This is a genomic window from Pseudomonas sp. Root569, from assembly GCF_001427465.1.
Taxonomy (GTDB): domain Bacteria; phylum Pseudomonadota; class Gammaproteobacteria; order Pseudomonadales; family Pseudomonadaceae; genus Aquipseudomonas; species Aquipseudomonas synxantha.
The window spans coordinates 239,543-258,089 of the sequence record NZ_LMGQ01000026.1 but is presented as its reverse complement, the minus strand read 5'-3'; the positions used below and the strand labels follow the sequence as shown (position 1 = coordinate 258,089).

Annotated in this window: 20 protein-coding genes; 9 read left to right on the top strand and 11 right to left on the bottom strand. The window is 60.0% G+C overall.

The window, feature by feature from the left end; translation table 11 throughout:
- Positions 1-29: 29 nt before the first annotated feature.
- A complete protein-coding gene (locus ASD70_RS23395; protein WP_056847544.1) occupies positions 30-959 on the bottom strand; it encodes a zinc ABC transporter substrate-binding protein ZnuA in 930 nt (309 codons plus the stop codon).
- 58 nt (positions 960-1,017) lie between these two features.
- On the opposite strand from ASD70_RS23395, the gene zur reads away from it, so the two are divergent.
- Genes zur through ASD70_RS23375 form a run of 4 tightly spaced genes read left to right on the top strand, consistent with a single transcriptional unit; the run spans position 1,018 to position 3,808 of the window.
- Positions 1,018-1,500, top strand: coding sequence for a zinc uptake transcriptional repressor Zur (zur, locus tag ASD70_RS23390; RefSeq protein WP_043048330.1), 483 nt, complete (start codon positions 1,018-1,020; stop codon positions 1,498-1,500).
- The gene (gene znuC / locus ASD70_RS23385) at positions 1,500-2,270 is read left to right on the top strand and encodes a zinc ABC transporter ATP-binding protein ZnuC (RefSeq protein WP_046070275.1); all 771 of its coding nucleotides are present in this window, start codon (positions 1,500-1,502) and stop codon (positions 2,268-2,270) included. Before zur ends, znuC begins: the two co-directional genes overlap by 1 nt.
- Positions 2,263-3,051 carry a zinc ABC transporter permease subunit ZnuB gene (znuB, locus tag ASD70_RS23380; protein WP_056847543.1) on the top strand — a complete coding sequence of 263 codons (789 nt, stop codon included), beginning with the start codon at positions 2,263-2,265 and terminating at the stop codon, positions 3,049-3,051. The genes znuC and znuB overlap by 8 nt, the downstream gene beginning before the upstream one ends.
- Before the next feature lie 37 nt (positions 3,052-3,088).
- A complete protein-coding gene (locus ASD70_RS23375; protein WP_046070273.1) occupies positions 3,089-3,808 on the top strand; it encodes a PA5502 family lipoprotein in 720 nt (239 codons plus the stop codon).
- 114 nt (positions 3,809-3,922) lie between these two features.
- On the opposite strand, the gene katE is transcribed toward ASD70_RS23375, so the two are convergent.
- Complete coding sequence (gene katE, locus ASD70_RS23370) at positions 3,923-6,064, bottom strand: catalase HPII (RefSeq protein WP_056847542.1); 2,142 nt, start codon at positions 6,062-6,064, stop codon at positions 3,923-3,925.
- 265 nt (positions 6,065-6,329) lie between these two features.
- On the opposite strand from katE, the gene ASD70_RS23365 reads away from it, so the two are divergent.
- From ASD70_RS23365 to ASD70_RS23355, 3 genes are read left to right on the top strand one after another with little or no spacing between them, the layout of a single operon-like run.
- A complete protein-coding gene (locus ASD70_RS23365) occupies positions 6,330-7,337 on the top strand; it encodes a methionine ABC transporter ATP-binding protein (RefSeq protein WP_046070271.1) in 1,008 nt (335 codons plus the stop codon).
- Positions 7,337-8,011, top strand: coding sequence for a methionine ABC transporter permease (locus tag ASD70_RS23360; RefSeq protein WP_005783435.1), 675 nt, complete (start codon positions 7,337-7,339; stop codon positions 8,009-8,011). Before ASD70_RS23365 ends, ASD70_RS23360 begins: the two co-directional genes overlap by 1 nt.
- A gap of 51 nt (positions 8,012-8,062) precedes the next feature.
- Entirely contained in the window at positions 8,063-8,833 is a 771-nt protein-coding gene (locus ASD70_RS23355) for a MetQ/NlpA family ABC transporter substrate-binding protein (protein WP_046070270.1), read from the top strand.
- A 184-nt stretch (positions 8,834-9,017) separates the two neighbouring features.
- On the opposite strand, the gene ASD70_RS23350 is transcribed toward ASD70_RS23355, so the two are convergent.
- The 5 genes from ASD70_RS23350 to ASD70_RS23330 are packed head-to-tail and all read right to left on the bottom strand — an operon-like array spanning position 9,018 to position 12,941.
- Positions 9,018-9,653, bottom strand: a complete 636-nt coding sequence (locus ASD70_RS23350) for an SCO family protein (RefSeq protein ID WP_046070269.1) — start codon at positions 9,651-9,653, stop codon at positions 9,018-9,020.
- Positions 9,650-10,549, bottom strand: a complete 900-nt coding sequence (gene cyoE, locus ASD70_RS23345) for a heme o synthase (protein WP_056847541.1) — start codon at positions 10,547-10,549, stop codon at positions 9,650-9,652. Before cyoE ends, ASD70_RS23350 begins: the two co-directional genes overlap by 4 nt.
- Complete coding sequence (locus ASD70_RS23340) at positions 10,537-11,616, bottom strand: COX15/CtaA family protein (RefSeq protein WP_056847540.1); 1,080 nt, start codon at positions 11,614-11,616, stop codon at positions 10,537-10,539. The genes cyoE and ASD70_RS23340 overlap by 13 nt, the downstream gene beginning before the upstream one ends.
- Positions 11,617-11,626: 10 nt before the next feature.
- The gene (locus tag ASD70_RS23335) at positions 11,627-12,211 is read right to left on the bottom strand and encodes a hypothetical protein (RefSeq protein ID WP_056847539.1); all 585 of its coding nucleotides are present in this window, start codon (positions 12,209-12,211) and stop codon (positions 11,627-11,629) included.
- Positions 12,177-12,941: an SURF1 family protein gene (locus ASD70_RS23330; protein ID WP_046070266.1), complete on the bottom strand. Its 765-nt coding sequence runs from the start codon at positions 12,939-12,941 to the stop codon at positions 12,177-12,179. The genes ASD70_RS23335 and ASD70_RS23330 overlap by 35 nt, the downstream gene beginning before the upstream one ends.
- Before the next feature lie 32 nt (positions 12,942-12,973).
- On the opposite strand from ASD70_RS23330, the gene ASD70_RS23325 reads away from it, so the two are divergent.
- On the top strand, positions 12,974-13,177 hold the full coding sequence (locus tag ASD70_RS23325) for a twin transmembrane helix small protein (RefSeq protein ID WP_046070265.1): 204 nt from the start codon (positions 12,974-12,976) through the stop codon (positions 13,175-13,177).
- A gap of 3 nt (positions 13,178-13,180) precedes the next feature.
- Here ASD70_RS23325 and ASD70_RS23320 read toward each other — a convergent pair whose 3' ends face one another.
- Genes ASD70_RS23320 through coxB form a run of 4 tightly spaced genes read right to left on the bottom strand, consistent with a single transcriptional unit; the run spans position 13,181 to position 17,470 of the window.
- The gene (locus ASD70_RS23320) at positions 13,181-14,068 is read right to left on the bottom strand and encodes a cytochrome c oxidase subunit 3 (RefSeq protein ID WP_043048310.1); all 888 of its coding nucleotides are present in this window, start codon (positions 14,066-14,068) and stop codon (positions 13,181-13,183) included.
- Positions 14,069-14,103: 35 nt separating this feature from the next.
- On the bottom strand, positions 14,104-14,655 hold the full coding sequence (locus ASD70_RS23315) for a cytochrome c oxidase assembly protein (RefSeq protein ID WP_046070263.1): 552 nt from the start codon (positions 14,653-14,655) through the stop codon (positions 14,104-14,106).
- Between the two features lie 45 nt (positions 14,656-14,700).
- A complete protein-coding gene (ctaD, locus tag ASD70_RS23310; protein ID WP_043048306.1) occupies positions 14,701-16,284 on the bottom strand; it encodes a cytochrome c oxidase subunit I in 1,584 nt (527 codons plus the stop codon).
- A gap of 58 nt (positions 16,285-16,342) precedes the next feature.
- Positions 16,343-17,470, bottom strand: a complete 1,128-nt coding sequence (gene coxB, locus ASD70_RS23305; RefSeq protein ID WP_056847538.1) for a cytochrome c oxidase subunit II — start codon at positions 17,468-17,470, stop codon at positions 16,343-16,345.
- 369 nt (positions 17,471-17,839) lie between these two features.
- On the opposite strand from coxB, the gene ASD70_RS23300 reads away from it, so the two are divergent.
- Positions 17,840-18,487 (top strand): hypothetical protein, encoded by a 648-nt coding sequence (locus ASD70_RS23300; RefSeq protein ID WP_046070261.1) that lies wholly within the window; start codon positions 17,840-17,842, stop codon positions 18,485-18,487.
- The last annotated feature ends 60 nt before the right edge of the window (positions 18,488-18,547 follow it).

Sequence of the window (18,547 nt, the reverse complement as noted above, 5' to 3'; positions counted from 1 at the left end):
TGGGAGGGGGGGCAAGCTCCCTCCCACATTTAAAGCGATTCCAGGCAGCCGGCCAGGTCATTGCCCAACTTTTCCAACACCTGCTCATAGCCCTGGGCCGTAGCCGGGGTATAGCCACCCAACGCATCCAGCTCCGCCAACTTCACCGGCAACCCGGCAACCAGCGTCTCGGCCAATCGCGGCCGCAACGGCGGCTCGCTGAACACGCAGGTCTTACCCACCTCCTGCAAGCGCGTGCGCATCGCCGCTACATGCTGGGCGCCTGGCTGCACTTCGGCGGCCACGCTGAATACGCCGGTGTGCTTGAGGCCGTAAGCCTCTTCGAAGTAGTCAAACGCCTCATGGAATACGAAGTAAGGCTTGCCATCGACGCTCGCCAGTCGCTTTTTCAAGCGCGCATCCAACGCATCCAGGCGCTCACCAAAAGCTTTGGCGTTGCCCTGATAACGCTCGGCGTTTGCAGGATCAGCCGCACTGAGGTCCGCAGCCATGCGCGTGGCGATTACCCGCGCGTTCACCGTTGACAACCATAAATGCGCATCGACACTGCCAGGTCGATGATCATGGTCATGCTCGTCGGCATCGTCGGCGTGGGAATGGCTATCTTCGCCGAAAATACGTAATTTCATCCCTGGCAGGTCCTGGACGGCCACGGTAGCGGTCGTACGGCCTTTCAACACGCGGGGCAGAAAGGTCTCCATATCCGGCCCGATCCAATACAACAGGTCCACCGACTGTACGCGCCGTACGTCGGATGGGCGCAAAGCGAAGTTATGCGGCGATGCGCCCGGCGGCAGCAACACCTCTGGAACGGCTACTCCATCCTGCACGGCAGCGGCAATCAGCTGCAACGGCTTGATGCTCGTCAGCACCTTGACCTCGGCCTGGGCGGCACTCGCGACGAACAAACTGGTGACAAATACGACAAAAACGGCAAAAAGTCGGGACACGATGACCACTCGATGGCGTAGGAACGGGTAACATAATAACGTCTCTATCAAATATCTGTCGCCGCTCATGCCTAAAACACCGCTTGCCAGCCGTCCCCACGACCACTCTCACTGCGTGCACACCGCATTGTCGGAGGCCGATACCCTGTGCGCGCAGAAGGGCTTGCGCCTGACCGCCTTGCGTCGCCGGGTATTGGAGCTGGTGTGGCAGAGCCACAAGCCGCTGGGCGCATACGACATTCTTGGCGTACTCAGCGAGCAGGACGGCCGTCGCGCCGCGCCGCCTACCGTATACCGCGCGCTGGATTTCCTGCTGGAAAACGGCCTGGTGCACCGTATCGCCTCGCTCAACGCCTTCGTCGGTTGCAACCACCCGGAGCACGCGCATCAGGGTCAGTTCCTGATCTGCCGCGAATGCCACGCCGCCATCGAGCTTGAACAAAAAAGCATCAGTGACGCCATTATCAAAAGTTCTGCCGAGGTCGGCTTCAAGGTCGAAGGGCAAACGGTCGAAGTAGTCGGCCTGTGCGCGGGCTGCCAGGGGGCTTGATGAGCAACGCCTTAATCCGCCTGGAGCAGGTCGGCGTCACATTCGCCGGGCAAAAGGTGCTGGACAACATCGCACTGAGCGTGGAGCCGGGGCAAATCGTCACCTTGATCGGCCCCAATGGCGCCGGCAAGACCACCCTGGTGCGCGCCGTACTCGGCTTGCTCAAGCCCGACAACGGAAGTGTGTGGCGCAAGCCAAAGCTGCGCGTGGGCTATATGCCGCAAAAGCTGCATGTGGACCCGACATTGCCGCTGTCCGTATTGCGCTTCCTGCGCCTGGTGCCCGGTGTCGACCGCGCCCGAGCACAGGCCGCGCTCAAGGAAGTGGGTGCCGAGCAAGTGATCGACAGCCCGGTACAAAGCATCTCAGGCGGCGAAATGCAGCGTGTGCTGCTGGCCCGCGCCTTGTTGCGCGAGCCAGAGTTGCTGGTGCTCGATGAACCCGTACAAGGCGTCGACGTCGCCGGTCAGGCCGAGCTGTACAGCCTGATCACCCGCCTGCGCGACCGCCATGGCTGCGGCGTGCTGATGGTCTCCCACGACCTGCACCTGGTGATGAGCACCACCGACCAGGTTGTCTGCCTCAACCGCCACGTATGCTGCTCCGGGCACCCGGAGCAGGTCAGTAGCGACCCGGCTTTCGTCGAGCTGTTCGGCAAGAATGCCCAGAGCCTGGCGATCTACCACCACCATCACGACCACGCTCATGACCTGCATGGTGCCGTCGTCGATACTCCCCACGTTCACGGAGATAGCTGCAAGCATGGCTGATTTTCTGCTCTACGCCCTGCTGGCAGGCTTGGCTCTGGCGCTGGTGGCGGGCCCATTGGGCTCGTTCGTGGTCTGGCGGCGCATGGCCTATTTCGGCGACACCTTGTCCCATGCCGCGCTGCTGGGCGTGGCCATGGGCTTCTTGCTGGATGTAAGCCCGACCATCGCCGTGACCGTGGGCTGCCTATTGCTGGCGGTGCTGCTGGTAACCCTGCAACAGCGCCAGCCACTGGCCTCCGACACGTTGCTGGGCATCCTCGCGCCGAGCACCCTGTCCCTGGGCCTGGTGGTGCTGAGCTTCATGCATGAAGTGCGCATAGACCTGATGGCTTATCTATTCGGGGACTTGCTGGCGATCAGCCCGACCGACCTGGCCTGGATCCTCGGCGGTAGCGCGGCCGTGCTGATCCTGCTGCTGACCCTGTGGCGACCGTTGCTGGCGATCACCGTGCATGAAGAGCTGGCCACGGTAGAAGGCTTGCCGGTGCCTGCCCTGCGCATGGCCCTGATGTTGTTGATTGCGGTGGTGATTGCTGTCGCGATGAAGATAGTCGGCGTATTGTTGATCACGTCGCTGCTGATCATTCCCGCCGCCGCCGCCCAGCGCCATGCTCGCTCCCCGGAGCAGATGGCAATCGGCGCCAGCTTCCTGGGGATGCTGGCAGTGTGCGGGGGCCTGGCGCTGTCATGGTTCAAGGACACCCCGGCCGGACCGTCGATTGTGGTGACGGCGGCCGCCCTGTTTCTGCTGAGTTTTGTCCTGCCCCGTCGAGGGGTGTAGACTTGCTCGCTTTTTGCGCAAATAGAGAGTCGCAGGAATGAAGCCGTTCACCTCCCGTTATCTGCTCCTTGCCGCATTTTCCCTGCTGCTGGGCGCCTGTCAAAGCACACCGCCCGCCGCCCCCGAGGCGCCGGACGCACGCGCTGCGGCTATCGCACAGCTGGAGCAAAACCTGGCCAGCAACGAGCTGGCCACCGCCGAAGACCAGCTCGCGGCTTTGCAGGCGCAGTCGCCCAACGACCCAGCCCTTGAGCCTTACCAACGGCAACTGGCCGAAGCCTACTTGCAACGCAGCCAGATCGTGCTGCAAAAAGGCGACGTCAACGCCGCCGCAACAGCCCTGAGTCGTGCCCGTGCGCTGATGCCCAAGGCGCCCGCACTGACCGGTGGCGTCAACAGCGCCATCAGCCATGCGCGCAAAGCTGAATTGGATCAGGCAGAAGCCGCGCTGAAAGCCGCCGAAGCCAAGCCCGCGGCCAAGGTCATCGACCCGGCGGCGCCCAGCACCACTGTGGCGCTGAACCTCGCGGATATCGACGACATGCGTCATCAATTGGATGCCATCGCTACCGACGTGGTGAATTACCAGTGCGACGTCAGCATTCAGGTGCCGCGCACCCAGGATTACCCGTGGTTGGCCACGTTATTGACCAAGCGGGTGAAGCGGATTGATTCGGGGTATGACCTAAAGATTCACCGGCAGATTTTGAAACATATTCCGGCGCAAGTTGTGCTGATTCCGCGCAAGGCGGACTAAAAGCATCGGGGGCAAGTCGAATCGTCGCACCGCCCCTCCCACATTTGAATTGTGAATACATTCAAGTGTGGGAGGGGCGGTGCGACGATAGCGGTCTAACCTACAGCAGATAACTTAAGCCGGAATCGCCTTGGCCTTAGGCTCCCGCTCCCAAACCCGATGCTGAGCAATCGCAGCAAAGAACGCCTTGAACGCCTTGGCATCCGCCCCCACGATCAACCCCGCATCCGCCTCCAGTTTCAGCAGGTCCAGCAATGGCTTCGCGTCGCTGGCCGCCGCAATCGCCTTCAGGTGCTTGTAAGCTTCGAGCACGTAATGCAACGCCACACCATCACCGCTCAGTGCTTTGACCGACTCTGCGCCGCCTGGGATAAACACCGCATCAAAGGCAATGGACGGCATGCCTTCCATCGATGCATCCACTTTCAGGCTCTTGCCATCGGCAGTCGTCACCGGCGCCGAGGTAGGCCCCAGCAGCTTGGCGTGTGCGCCCTCAGCCTCCAGCGCCTTGGTTAACGCGGCAATCGCTGCGCCGTCCACGCCATTGGCGGCAAGAATCGCCACTTTGCGCGTCTTGATATCACCCGACAGCAAGTTCACCTGGCTCAACGCTGGTGATTCCTTCAGCGATGTCTCACGCGCAGGGACTGTGCCTTTAGTCGGCACCGGCACGCCCAGGTTCTGCGCAACGCGCTTGGCCAGTTCCAGATCGATATTGGCCAGAATTTCATTCACCTGGCGGGCACGGATGAACTCACGCTCCACCTTGCCCAACTCGAAGCTATAGGCCGCGATGATGTGCTCCTTCTCGTGATGACTCATGCTGTTGTAAAACAGCGTGGCCTGGGAGAAGTGATCACCAAACGATTCACTGCGCTCACGTACTTTGTTGGCGTCGACACGCTCGTAATAGGTTTCGAAACCACCATCCTGTGGCGCAGGCGGGGTTTCTTTCGGCCAACCGCCGTCGATCGAGTTCGGCTCGTACGAAGCACGGCCTTTGTCGATGACCGTACGATGCTGTGCGTCGCGCTGGCCGTTATGGAAAGGCACCACAGGCCGGTTGATCGGAATCTCGTGGAAGTTCGGGCCGCCCAGACGGCTGATCTGGGTATCCGTGTAGGAGAAGAGACGGCCTTGCAGCAGCGGGTCGTTGGTAAAGTCGATGCCCGGCACGATATGGCCTGGGCAGAACGCGACCTGCTCTACCTCAGCGAAGAAGTTATCCGGGTTGCGGTTGAGTACCATCTTGCCCAGCGGCGTGATCGGCACCAGCTCCTCGGGAATAATCTTGGTGGGGTCGAGCAGGTCGAAATCGAACTTGTGTTCGTCTTCTTCCGCCACGATCTGTACACCCAGTTCCCACTCGGGATAGTCGCCGCTTTCAATCGATTCCCATAGGTCACGACGGTGGTAGTCGGTATCTTTACCGGCAAGCTTCTGCGCTTCGTCCCACACCAGGGAGCAGGTGCCCACCTTCGGCCGCCAGTGGAATTTGACGAAGCTGGATTTGCCCTCGGTATTGATCAGGCGGAAGGTGTGCACGCCAAATCCCTGCATGGCCCGCAGGCTCTTCGGAATGGCCCGGTCAGACATGGCCCAGATCACCATGTGCGCCGACTCCGGCTGCAGCGAAACGAAATCCCAGAACGTATCGTGGGCCGAGCCGCCGGTAGGAATTTCGTTGTGGGGTTCAGGTTTTACCGCATGTACAAAGTCGGGAAACTTGATCGCGTCCTGGATGAAGAATACCGGCATGTTGTTGCCGACCAGATCAAAGTTGCCTTCCTCGGTGAAGAATTTCACGGCAAAGCCACGTACATCACGTACGGTATCACCAGAGCCACGCGGGCCCTGCACCGTGGAAAATCGCGCGAACACCGGGGTCTTGTGCTCCGGGGTACGTAGGAAACCCGCCTTGGTCAGTGCCGAATGGTCCCCATAGGATTGGAAATAACCGTGAGCACCCGTACCGCGAGCATGCACGATGCGCTCCGGGATACGTTCATGGTCAAAATGCGTGATTTTTTCACGCATGATGAAGTCTTCCAGCAACGAAGGGCCACGGGCGCCGACTTTGAGGGTGTTCTGGTTATCGGCAATCTTTACGCCTTGGTTGGTGCGCAAGGCCTGGCCGGTCGCATCGGAACGGAATTCTTCCAGGGCCTGCAGCTTGGCGTTGGTGTTGCCACGATCCGGGGTATCAGTACCCGCGACTTCACTCTTTGCCGGGGTGGCTGGCTTGTTGATACTCATCAGTCAAAACTCCTTATTCAAAGTGGCCAGAGCGGTCCCCGGCTCGTTTGAGCAAAACCCCAGGCACGGCACCTGGGAAATCGAGTTGCTTAAGTAATGACTGACGCGGTTTTGCACCGTTCCTTTTTTATGACCTTTGATCGCGTTATTGCCAAATGACTGGATGAATGCGAAATAAATGCTAAGAAACGCTATACGGACAGGCTAAAATGCGCGCCCGGCTAACCGCTGATCCCTTTTCAATGCGCCCCACAAGGTTCGCTACGTGATCGAGTTTCAAAACGTTCATAAAACCTACCGCGTCGCCGGTAAGGATATCCCCGCACTGCACTCCACCAGCCTGCGCGTCGAGAACGGCCAGGTGTTTGGCCTGATTGGCCATTCGGGTGCAGGTAAAAGCACCCTGCTGCGCCTGATAAACCGCCTGGAAGAGCCCAGCGGTGGTCAGATCACCGTGGATGGCGAAGAAGTCACCGCCCTGGACGCCAACGGCCTGCGCCGTTTCCGCCAGCAGGTCGGCATGATCTTCCAGCACTTCAACCTGCTGGCGTCCAAGACCGTCGCCGACAACGTGGCGCTGCCGCTGACCCTGGCCGGTGAGCTGTCGCGCAAGGCCATCGACCAACGCGTCGCCGAACTGCTCGCGCGCGTCGGCCTGTCGGACCATGCCAAAAAGTACCCGGCGCAGTTGTCCGGTGGCCAGAAGCAGCGCGTCGGCATCGCACGTGCCTTGGCGACCAAACCAAAAATCCTGCTGTGCGACGAAGCCACCAGTGCCCTGGACCCGCAAACCACCGCGTCGGTCCTGCAACTGCTGGCCGAAATCAACCGCGAGCTGAACCTGACCATCGTGCTGATCACTCATGAAATGGATGTGATCCGCCGCGTGTGCGACCAGGTCGCCGTGATGGACGCGGGCGTGATCGTCGAGCAAGGCTCGGTGGCCGATGTGTTTCTGCATCCCCAGCACCCGACCACCAAGCGCTTCGTACAGGAAGCCGAGCAGGTTGACGAAGGCGAGCAGCGCGATGACTTCGCCCACGTACCGGGCCGTATCGTGCGCCTGACGTTCCAGGGCGAAGCAACCTACGCGCCACTGCTGGGTACTGTCGCCCGGGAAACAGGCGTGGACTACAGCATTCTTGCTGGCCGTATCGACCGCATCAAAGACATCCCCTACGGGCAACTGACCCTCGCTGTCACCGGTGGTGATATGGAAGCCGCGTTTGCGCGCTTCACCGCCGCGGACGTTCACATGGAGGTCCTGCGCTGATGGACGTTTTCCTGAGTTTCTTTGCCAACATCGACTGGTCGGAAATCTGGCTCGCCACCGGCGACACCATGACCATGCTGTTCGGCTCGCTGTTCTTCACCGTGCTGCTGGGCCTGCCCCTGGGCGTACTGCTGTTCCTGACCAGCCCGCGCCAACTGTTCGAACAGAAAGGCCTGTATGCGCTGCTGTCGCTGATCGTGAATATCCTGCGCTCGCTGCCGTTCATCATCCTGCTGATCGTGATGATCCCGTTCACCGTACTGATCACCGGCACGTCGCTGGGTGTCGCCGGAGCAATTCCGCCACTGGTCGTGGGTGCCACCCCATTCTTTGCGCGCCTGGTGGAAACCGCCCTGCGTGAAGTGGACCGTGGCATCATCGAAGCCACCCAATCCATGGGCGCCAGCACGCGCCAAATCATCACTAACGCCCTGCTGCCCGAAGCCCGCCCCGGCATTTTCGCAGCGATTACCGTCACGGCGATTACACTGGTTTCCTACACGGCCATGGCCGGTGTCGTAGGTGCCGGGGGCCTGGGTGACCTGGCGATCCGCTTCGGCTACCAGCGTTTCCAGACTGATGTGATGGTGGTTACCGTGGTGATGCTGTTGATCCTGGTGCAAATTCTGCAAACCGTCGGCGACAGGCTGGTGGTGCACTTTTCTCGAAAATAACGGCCATTGCCGGCCCAGAGCCGGCAGATGCCCGAACAAGGAGCTTGCTGGATGAAAAAACTACTGGTTGCCTTCGCTGCCGTTGCCGCGTTTTCCGCCCACGCCGAGACTATCAAGGTCGCGGCCTCGCCGGTGCCTCATGCGGAAATCCTCGAATTCGTGAAGCCTGCCCTTGCCAAAGAAGGCGTGGACTTGCAGGTCAAAGTCTTCACCGACTACGTGCAACCCAACGTGCAAGTCGCCGAAAAGCGCCTGGACGCCAACTTCTTCCAGCACCAGCCGTACCTGGATGAGTTCAATAAGGCCAAGGGTACTCACCTGGTGAGCGTTGGCGGCGTGCACCTGGAACCTCTGGGCGCCTACTCCAGCAAGTACAAGAAACTGGACGAGCTGCCAAGCGGCGCCAATGTGGTGATCCCGAACGACGCCACCAACGGCGGTCGTGCGCTGTTACTGCTGGCCAAGAACGGCCTGATCACCCTGAAGGACCCGACCGACATCCTGTCGACCATCAAGGACATCACCGAGAACCCGAAAAACCTGAAATTCCGCGAACTGGAAGCCGCCACCTTGCCACGCGTGCTGACCCAGGTCGACCTGGCGCTGATCAACACCAACTACGCCCTGGAAGCCAAGCTGGATCCATCCAAGGACGCCCTGATAATCGAAGGCAGCGACTCGCCTTACGTGAACATCCTGGTGACCCGCGAAGACAACAAGGATTCGGACGCAGTGAAGAAGCTGGTTGCAGCCCTGCACACGCCTGAAGTGAAAAAATTCATCGAAGAGAAGTACAAAGGCGCGATCAAGCCAGCGTTCTAATCCGCCTCGATCTCCAAAACACTGAAAATCAAAAATGTGGGAGGGGGCTTGCCCCAATGCTGGTCTGTAGGAGCGAGCTTGCTCGCGAAAAACGTCAACGATAACGCGTGCTGCCTGAATAAACGCGGCGCTTTGAGTTCTTCGCGAGCAAGCTCGCTCCTACAAAATCGGCTTTATGTGGCTGCTACTTGCGTTGGAGCAAGCCTGGCAACTGCGCTACCAGTTTCTGGTTGTTCAACGGCGCACGGATAAACCCACGCTGGGTACCGTCCGGGCCGATCAGCGCCAGGTTGCCGCTGTGGTCGACGGTGTAGTTCGGCTTGCTGGTATCCGCCGGAATGAAGGGAATGCTCACGGCATTCGAGACCTTCTGCACATCCTCTACAGTAGCGCCGGTCAGGCCCTCGAATTGCGGATCGAAGTAGCCCAGGTATTGCTTGAGCTGCGTCGGGGTATCGCGGTTCGGATCGACGCTGACCAGGATCACCTGAAACTTATCCACAGCCTCTTTGGGCAGCTCGCTCTTGATCTGGCGCAGTTGGGCGAGGGTGGTCGGGCAAATATCCGGGCAGAAGGTATAGCCGAAGAACAGCAGGCTCCACTTGCCTTTCAACTCATTGACCAGCACCGGCTGGCCGTCCTGGTTGGTCATGCTCACCGGCGGTAACTGGCGGCTCTGCGGCAACAGGATGATGCCAGCGTCGATCAGCGCGGTGGGATCGCCCTGGCCTTTGCCCGAGAGCACTTTGTTGACGGTCAGGCCCATGATCAACGCCACCAGGGCCACGAGGATGAAGACGGTTTTTTGAGTTCGAGTCATAGGTTCAACAGTAGGTAGTGGTCTACGAGCAGGGCGATAAACAACAGGAACAGGTACCAGATAGAGTACTTGAACGTGTTGATCGCCGCGTGCGGCTTGCTGCCACGGTACAGCACCCAGGCCCATTGCAGAAAGCGCGCTCCCAATACCAAGGCACAAGCCAGGTAGAGCAAGCCGCTCATATGAATGACGTAGGGCAACAGACTCACCGCCAGCAAAGCAAAGGTATACAGCAGGATATGCACCTTGGTGTAGTGCTCGCCATGGGTGACCGGCAGCATCGGAATGTCAGCCTTGGCATATTCCTCTTTTCGGTGGATGGCCAGGGCCCAGAAGTGTGGCGGGGTCCAGGCGAAGATGATCAGTACCAGCAGCAAGGGTTCGGCGCTGACGTGCCCGGTAACGGCAACCCAACCCAGCAGCGGCGGTGCAGCACCGGCCAGGCCACCGATAACGATATTCTGCGGCGTCGCACGCTTGAGAAAACCGGTGTAGATCACCGCGTAACCAAGCAGCGAAGCCAAGGTTAACCAGGCCGCCAGCGGGTTGGTGAATGCCAGCAGCAGGGCCAATCCGGCAACAGCCAGAAACAATGCAAAGGCTAACGCCGCAATTGGCGATACACGCCCCTCGGCCATCGGGCGTTTATGCGTTCGCGCCATCACCGCATCAATTCGCCGATCGACTACATGGTTCACCGCCGCCGCACCGCCCGCACACAGGGCAATGCCCAGGTTGCCAAACACCAGCACCGTCCATGGCACCCCGGCGCGGGTGGCGAGGAACATGCCCACCAGCGAGGTGATCAGCATTAGCACCACTACCTTCGGCTTGGTCAGCTCCAGGTAGTCACGCCAGATCGCCTGATCCTGACGTGCGCCGATCAAGGTCGCCATGGCATCTCTCCTTTAAGGGTGATCAGGCCTGAAACCCGTTTGCGCGGACTGAAACGCCAGCCGAACGGTAGCGGGTGGCGAACCCGGACCAGGCTGGTACGGGCGTGGTAATTGACCAGTACCAAGGTCAGTAACAACGCCGCTCCACCCGCGTTATGCCCCACCGCCACGGGCAACGGCAGGCCGAAAGCCACATTGCTCACCCCCAGGCTGATTTGCGCAGCCAGGGCGATCAACAGCAAACCCGCCAGCCGCGTCATGCCCACGACACGCAGTTGCCAGGCCAGGCCCAGCAGCACCAGGGTCACCAGTACGGCGCCGATGCGATGGGTCAGGTGGATCGCCGTGCGCGCCTCGCTGTCGAGCTGGCCGCCCAGGTAATTGGGGCCGATGTGCTGGGTCAGGTGAAACCCATTGGCAAAATCCGCCGCCGGCAACCATTGGCCGTGGCAGGTCGGCAGATCGACACAGGCCACGGCCGCGTAGTTGGAACTGACCCAACCACCCAGCGCGATCTGCCCGATCACCAGCACCAAGCCCGCCGTCGCCCAATATTGCAGGCGCTTGGGCACGATCAGCGCCGGCAGCACGCCAGATAAACGCAGGGTCAGCAAAAACAGCAGGCTCAAGGTCGCAAAGCCACCCAGCAGATGCCCGGTGACGACTTGCGGCCACAGCTTCAAGGTCACCGTCCACATGCCAAAGGCGGCCTGGGCAAATACCACCGCCAACACAAACAAGGGCAATTTCACCGGCTGGCCCGGGTCACGCCGATGGCTCCACGAGCGCGCCGCCAACAGCGCAATCAATAGCCCCAGGCTGCCAGCGAAGTAGCGATGGGTCATCTCGGCCCAGCCTTTGTCAGCCTCTACCGGTGTGTCGGGAAAATGCAGCTCGGCATGGGCCAGCTGGGCTTCGCTGATGGGCACGCTGATAAAACCGTAGCAACCCGGCCAATCCGGGCAGCCCAGGCCGGCGTGAGTCAGGCGCGTGTAGGCACCGAGCAGTACGACAACCAGCGCCAGCAACGTGGCAAACAGCGCGAGGCGAAATCCAGGCTTGGCCATGACGATGCCCTTATCCGATATTCGAGAGTTTCAGCAGCAGGCGCAGGTCGTTGAGCAAGTCCTTGCCCTTGACCTTGGCGTCGTAGCGCAGCACCAGGTTGCCATGGGGATCGACGATCCACAGCTGCGCCTCACCGGGGGCGGCAGCGCTCTTGGTAAAGGTCGGCAGATCCAGCGGGTAACGCTGCAGTTGTGGGTATTCGGCCTTGAGCTTGGCGTCGTATTGCGCAGCGACAGGCTGCGCGCTGGCCAAGGCGTGGCTGGCACGGGAGGCTTCGCGACCGAGGCCGATCTGCAGTTGCCGAGCGAGGTAGACCAATTGTTGGCAATCGGCAGCGCACGTGGCAGGGGCAGTAACCAGCAGTTGCCAGCGATCTTCATCTGCCTGTACGCCGATGTCGGCACGGGTCTGGCCGTTGCCAATCAGTTCGCCATGGTAGCTGCGACTGTCTGGAACCCAGAATTGCAGCTTGTACATCAGGGTCGCCAGCACCATCGGGCCGACCACCATGAGCAGGATCAGGACCAGTTGCCAGCGACCTTTGCGGCGGTCAGGCACCTCAGACATGTTGGGTGGATTCATGGCCGCTCCCATGGGGCTTCTCCTTTTTGTTGTGCCATCCGAAGTAGAGGTAAAGCACCAGCAACGCTAGTGCCATGGCAAACCACTGCACCGCATAGGCCAAGTGTTTTTCCGGGCCCATGGCGACGATTGGCCAAGTGGTGTCGTACGTACCAGGACCCGCTTCAGCGCGCAGTTCGTAGGCAAAACCGCTACGCCCCAACTCGTCCCACAGCGCGGCGGGATGCAGCGCGGTGAGCAGACGTGGCCATTGCGCGCTCGCAGGGTCGGCATGCAGTTGGAAAGTCTCGCCGGGGGCGACGTACACCCAGGCGTCGAGATTCACTGCCTGTTCAGGGGTGGAAAAAGCCGGCGGAGTACGCCGGTCAGGCCATGGCAGCCAGCCGCGGTTGAGCAATAACCATAGGCCGCTGGCCTGGTCGTGGAAGGGCTGCAGTAGCTCGACACCCGCCTTGCCGTCGCGCATACGGTTGTCCAGCAGCACGCTGTGCTCGGCATCGAATTGACCACGAAGATGGACGCGGCGAAAGGCAGGATCGGCCATGTCGTTGAGCTGCACGCTGTTCACCGGCTCGGCGGCGCGGCGCTCGGCATAGCTGTCCACCAGCAGCTGTTTTTCATGCCCTCGAGCCAGTTGCCAGAATCCCAGGCTCACCATCAATGGCAGCAACACCAGCACCACCAGCGTCGGCGCGATACCCGGACGAAAGCGCTGCACGGCACTGGCTATACTGGATCTCATCGCCCCTCCCCCTATAGCCCTGGAGCCAAACCATGCTCAAAGCAGCCATTGCCCTGATGCTGATCGCGACTGTCGTGAGCCTGTTCAGTGGCTTGTTCTTCCTGGTCAAGGACGAGGGCAATTCCAACCGCCTCGTCACTGCCTTGACCGTGCGCGTGGTACTGGCCGTGATCACCGTGGGCTTGATCGCCTGGGGCTTTTTCAGCGGCCAACTGGTCTCTCATGTGCCGTGGTAAACCTCACAGCACATAGACGAAGAAAAACAGCCCGATCCACACCACATCCACAAAGTGCCAATACCAACTGGCCGCCTCGAAACCAAACTGATGCTCGGCGTTGAAATGCCCGCGCAGGATGCGCATCAGCATCACAAACAAAATGATGGTGCCGATGGTCACGTGGGCACCGTGAAAGCCCGTGAGCATGAAGAAGGTTGCGCCGTACACGCCAGAGCCCAAGGTCAAGCCCAGCTCTTTATAGGCGTGGATGTACTCCTCAGCCTGAAAACCGAGAAACGCCAGGCCCAGCAGCACGGTGATCGCCAGCCAGATCTTCAGCGCACCGCGATGACCTTTACGCAGGGCATGGTGGGCGATGGTGATGGTCACGCTGGAGCTCACCAGCAAAATGGTGTTCACCAAGGGCAGGCCCCAAGGGCTGATGGTGCCTTTGGGCGCAGGGTAGAGCTTGGGATCGGGGTTGTTGAGCAGCGGCCAGGCAAATTCGAAATTCGGCCACAGCATATGGGCGATGCCTTTGGGGCCTTCGCCCGCCAGCCAGGGGCCCGCCCACACGCGTACATAGAACAGCGCACCAAAAAAGGCGATGAAGAACATCACCTCGGAAAAGATGAACCAGGTCATGCCCCAGCGAAACGAGCGATCCATCTGCGCGCTGTACAACCCGGCGCGGCTTTCCTTGATTACCGCGCCGAACCAGCCGAACAGCATGTAGGCCAGCAACAACCCGCCGACGAAAAAGATCCACGGGCCATGTGATTCCGGGCGCGCCGCCTTTAAGTCGTTGAACCATACGGCCAGGCCATACACCGTGACCAGCAGGCCAATCGTGGCAATTATCGGCCATTTGCTTTGCGCTGGTACGTAGTACGTATCATGAGTCGACATGTATTCGCTCTCCTGATTGAGGGGGCAAACAGTAGCTAGCCGCCGCTGTTCGCGGCCACCGGCGCTTGCCGCGCAGTGATGTCAAACAGCGTGTACGCCAGGGTCAAATGCTTCACATCCTTGGGCATGGCGCGGTCGACGATAAAACGCACCGGCATTTCGATACGCTCGCCTGGCTGCAGCACCTGCTGGGTAAAGCAAAAGCATTCGGTCTTGTGGAAATACATCGCCGCTTCGGCCGGGGAAATGCTCGGGATCGCTTGGGCCGTCATCGGCTTATTGGTGGGGTTGTGGGCCACGAACAGCATCTCGTTGACCGCCCCGGGGTTGACCACAATCTCATCGGCCTTGGAATGAAACTCCCAGACCATGTCGATGGCATTGGTTGACAGAAACTGCACCCGCACCTGGCGCGACGGGTCAACGATTTGCTCACCCTCGTATTGCCCGGCGGTCTTGCCGTTGATGCCGAATGCCTTGCACATCACGTCGTAGATCGGCACCAGGGCGAAGCCGAAGGCGAACATCGCCAGCACCAGGATCAGCAGGCGGGTGACCAGGCGTTTGATCGGCACAGAGTCAGACATGACGATCACCCGAGACGAACCAGGAAAGTGTGGGAGGGGGCTTGTTCATTTGACCTCCGGCGGCGTGGTGAAGGTGTGATAAGGCGCGGGCGAGGGCACGCTCCATTCCAGCCCTTCGGCCCCATCCCACGGCTTGGCGGGTGCCGGTGTGCCGCCACGGATGCACTTGATCACAATGAACAGGAAGAATATCTGCGTAGCACCGAACATAAAGGCGCCCACGGAAGAGACCATGTTGAAGTCGGCGAACTGCAGGTTGTAGTCCGGTATCCGGCGCGGCATACCGGCCAACCCCACAAAGTGCATAGGGAAGAACGCCAGGTTCATGCCCACGAAGGACAGCCAGAAGTGCAATTTGCCCAGGGTTTCGTCGTACATGTGGCCGGTCCATTTCGGCAGCCAGTAGTAGGCCGAGGCGAAGATCCCGAAGATCGCCCCAGGCACCAGCACGTAATGGAAGTGCGCCACCACGAAGTAGGTGTCGTGGTACTGGAAGTCCGCCGGGGCAATCGCCAGCATCAGCCCGGAGAAACCGCCAATGGTGAACAGGATCACGAACGCCACGGCAAACAGCATCGGCGTCTCGAACGTCAGTGATCCCTGCCACATGGTGCTGACCCAGTTGAACACCTTCACCCCCGTGGGCACGGCGATCAACAGCGTGGCATACATGAAGAACAACTCACCCACCAGCGGGATACCGACCACAAACATATGGTGCGCCCACACGATGAACGACAGGAACGCAATGCTGGCGGTTGCGTAGACCATCGAGGTGTAGCCGAATAATGGCTTGCGAGAGAAGGTCGGGATGATCGAGCTGACGGCACCGAAGGCCGGCAGGATCATGATGTAGACCTCGGGGTGGCCGAAGAACCAGAACACGTGCTGGAACAGCACCGGGTCACCGCCGCCGGCAGCACTGAAGAAGCTGGTGCCGAAGTGGATATCCATCAGCATCATGGTCACGCAGCCCGCCAGCACCGGCATCACCGCAATCAGCAGGAACGCGGTGATCAGCCAGGTCCACACGAACAGCGGCATCTTCATCAGGGTCATGCCCGGCGCGCGCAGGTTGAGGATGGTGGCAACCACATTGATCGCGCCCATGATCGAACTGATGCCCATCAGGTGGATGGCGAAGATGAAGAACGTCACGCTCTCCGGTGCGTAGGTGGTGGAGAGCGGCGCATAGAAGGTCCAGCCGAAATTCGGCCCGCCACCGGGGCTGAACAGGGTGGACACCAGCAGCAGGAATGCCGCCGGCAGCAGCCAGAAGCTGAAGTTGTTCATGCGCGGCAGGGCCATGTCCGGCGCGCCGATCATCAACGGGATCATCCAGTTGGCCAGGCCGACGAAGGCCGGCATCACCGCGCCGAACACCATGATCAGGCCATGCATGGTGGTCATCTGGTTGAAGAACGCCGGCTCGACGATCTGCAGGCCCGGCTGGAACAGCTCGGCACGGATCACCATGGCGAACGAGCCGCCGAGCAGGAACATGGTGAAGGCGAACCACAGGTACATCGTGCCGATGTCTTTGTGATTGGTGGTCAGCACCCAACGCATCAAGCCTTTGGCGGGGCCGTGGGCATGGTCGGCATGACCATGGTCGATCACAGTGCTCATGGCCGTTCTCCTGCAAGCGAGTCAGCGGGGCGATTCAGGGCATTCGCAACGAAAGTAGTCATTTGCTTTCCGCCTGTTTCAGAGCCAGCACGTCTTTGGGCGTGACCATGTCGCCTTTGTTATTGCCCCAGGCGTTACGCTCGTAGGTCACGACAGCGGCGATATCCACTTCCGAAAGTTGTTTGCCGAAGGCTGCCATCGCGGTACCGGGCTTGCCGTGATAGACAATGCCCAAGTGATCGGCTGCTGGGCCGGTGGCGATTTTCGAGCCCTTGAGCGCCGGGAACATTGGCGGCAAACCTTGGCCTTCAGCCTGGTGACAAGCCACGCAGGTGGTGTGGTAGACCTTGTCGCCACGGGCTACCAGCTCATCGAGCGTCCACTCTTTGGAGGTCAGCTCCTTGAGCTTGACGGCCTCTTCCTTGCGCTCGCCGAGCCAAGTGTCGTAGTCGGCCTTGGATTTCACCTCGACCACAATGGGCATGAAGCCGTGGTCCTTGCCGCACAGTTCGGCGCACTGGCCACGGTAGATCCCCGGTTTCTCGACGCGGGTCCAAGCCTCGTTGACGAAGCCTGGAATGGCGTCACGCTTGACCGCAAAGGCCGGCACCCACCAGGAGTGGATCACATCGGCGGCGGTCACCAGGAAGCGCACCTTGGCGCCCACCGGCAACACCAGCGGCTGATCGACTTCCAGCAAGTAATGTTCGCCTTTGGTCGCCTGGTTATGGATCTGCTCGGTGGGTGTGGCCAGGTTGCTGAAGAACTCCACATCCTGGCCCAGGTACTTGTAGTGCCACTTCCACTGGTAGCCGGTGACCTGGATATCGATATCCGACTCACTGCTGTCGTAGATGTTGATCAGGGTCTTGGTCGCCGGAATGGCCATGGCCACCAGGATCAGCAGGGGCACCACGGTCCAGAGAATCTCAACGGTAGTGCTCTCGTGGAACTTGGCCGCAACCTGGCCCGTGGACCGGCGGTGCAGGATCATCGACCAGAACATGGCGCCAAACACGACGATGCCGATCACCACACAGATCCAGAAAATGGTCATGTGCAGGTCAAACACGGCGTGACTGACTTCAGTAGCCCCTGGCGCCATATTCGTTGTCCAGGCGGCGTGCGCCTGGCCGAATACCGACCACAACAGTAGGCCCATCCAAACGTGTGGATGTCGCGTCATTGCGGGTTCCCCTTTATGTTTCTTGTTATCCCGCCGGTTTGCACCTGCGGCGAAGGGAGCGGCTTCCATACTGCTTACAACCGCCAAGCCTTGCCTGCGTCATGCAGTTGGGCGTCATCAGCTAATTGCGTACAAACCCGAGTATAGACAGCCAGGGCAACCCCGCAATGTGTAGGGGCAAATGAGCGAAAACAGACCAGCGGGCCCAATAAAACCGGGGGCGCAAACGTTTATCCGACGAACGATGGCATTTCGATATAACACACCTGCATAACCATGAAATAATTATGACAAATGCGTCTTAGGCGCTCGTATAAACGAACTACCTTATCCTCTCCCTTTTCCTACACCTGTTTCACTGGAGCCTTCATGAACACCGCCGCATTGCGCGAGCAGATTTCCCGTGCCCATCAACACGAAGCCAGCACTGGCCAGCTTGCCACACAGCTGGAAAAACAATTGCCGCACCTGCATTCGGCTATTTCCTTGGCTGACGGTGATAGCAACATTGTCATGACGCGCTTTGTCACCGCTTATATCGATCTGGTTCCCGATTTGCTGGACGCCGCCAATGACGTAGCCCGCGAGGCCGGAATTGAAAGCCAAATCAAGCCGGTGCTGAAAATCGCCGAACACTTCTTCCTGCAACCGCCCGCGATCATGGTTGGGCACGAGGGCCTCGACGGCCTGCTGGACGAAGCTTACCTGGCCCATCGTCTGGTGGAGGAGGTCAACGATCTGTATATCAAACATTTCGGCCAGCCGTTGATTCCCGCGGATACCACCGTGGCCAATGTGATTGCTCACCGATTGATCGGCGAAACATTCGCCAACCAGTTGGATGAAGCCGTACACCACGCAGTAGATGAAATGCTTAACGAAGACAGCTTTGCGCTGGAGTCGGTCGAGGCGTACCGCGAGACACTGAAGAGCCCGAGCACCGAAGCGGCATGGAAACGCTGGCCGTGCCTGTCGCGCCAGCTTGGGGTTGAACTGACGCTGGATCAGCCGGCGTAAATCGTCCGGTTTACAAAGATCAAATGTGGGAGGGGGCTTGCCCCCTCCCACATTTTGATG

Bases quoted from the DNA above. Each gene is read 5' to 3' on its own strand.
- ctaD (WP_043048306.1), bottom strand. From the start codon at position 16,284: ATGAGCACTGTGATCGACCATGGTCATGCCGACCATGCCCACGGCCCC.
- zur (WP_043048330.1), top strand. From the start codon at position 1,018: ATGCCTAAAACACCGCTTGCCAGCCGTCCCCACGACCACTCTCACTGC.
- ASD70_RS23335 (WP_056847539.1), bottom strand. From the start codon at position 12,211: ATGGGAGCGGCCATGAATCCACCCAACATGTCTGAGGTGCCTGACCGC.
- ASD70_RS23330 (WP_046070266.1), bottom strand. From the start codon at position 12,941: ATGAGATCCAGTATAGCCAGTGCCGTGCAGCGCTTTCGTCCGGGTATC.
- znuC (WP_046070275.1), top strand. From the start codon at position 1,500: ATGAGCAACGCCTTAATCCGCCTGGAGCAGGTCGGCGTCACATTCGCC.
- ASD70_RS23375 (WP_046070273.1), top strand. From the start codon at position 3,089: ATGAAGCCGTTCACCTCCCGTTATCTGCTCCTTGCCGCATTTTCCCTG.
- ASD70_RS23325 (WP_046070265.1), top strand. From the start codon at position 12,974: ATGCTCAAAGCAGCCATTGCCCTGATGCTGATCGCGACTGTCGTGAGC.
- coxB (WP_056847538.1), bottom strand. From the start codon at position 17,470: ATGACGCGACATCCACACGTTTGGATGGGCCTACTGTTGTGGTCGGTA.
- ASD70_RS23360 (WP_005783435.1), top strand. From the start codon at position 7,337: ATGGACGTTTTCCTGAGTTTCTTTGCCAACATCGACTGGTCGGAAATC.
- ASD70_RS23315 (WP_046070263.1), bottom strand. From the start codon at position 14,655: ATGTCTGACTCTGTGCCGATCAAACGCCTGGTCACCCGCCTGCTGATC.
- znuB (WP_056847543.1), top strand. From the start codon at position 2,263: ATGGCTGATTTTCTGCTCTACGCCCTGCTGGCAGGCTTGGCTCTGGCG.
- cyoE (WP_056847541.1), bottom strand. From the start codon at position 10,549: ATGGCGACCTTGATCGGCGCACGTCAGGATCAGGCGATCTGGCGTGAC.
- katE (WP_056847542.1), bottom strand. From the start codon at position 6,064: ATGAGTATCAACAAGCCAGCCACCCCGGCAAAGAGTGAAGTCGCGGGT.
- ASD70_RS23300 (WP_046070261.1), top strand. From the start codon at position 17,840: ATGAACACCGCCGCATTGCGCGAGCAGATTTCCCGTGCCCATCAACAC.
- ASD70_RS23320 (WP_043048310.1), bottom strand. From the start codon at position 14,068: ATGTCGACTCATGATACGTACTACGTACCAGCGCAAAGCAAATGGCCG.
- ASD70_RS23355 (WP_046070270.1), top strand. From the start codon at position 8,063: ATGAAAAAACTACTGGTTGCCTTCGCTGCCGTTGCCGCGTTTTCCGCC.
- ASD70_RS23350 (WP_046070269.1), bottom strand. From the start codon at position 9,653: ATGACTCGAACTCAAAAAACCGTCTTCATCCTCGTGGCCCTGGTGGCG.
- ASD70_RS23340 (WP_056847540.1), bottom strand. From the start codon at position 11,616: ATGGCCAAGCCTGGATTTCGCCTCGCGCTGTTTGCCACGTTGCTGGCG.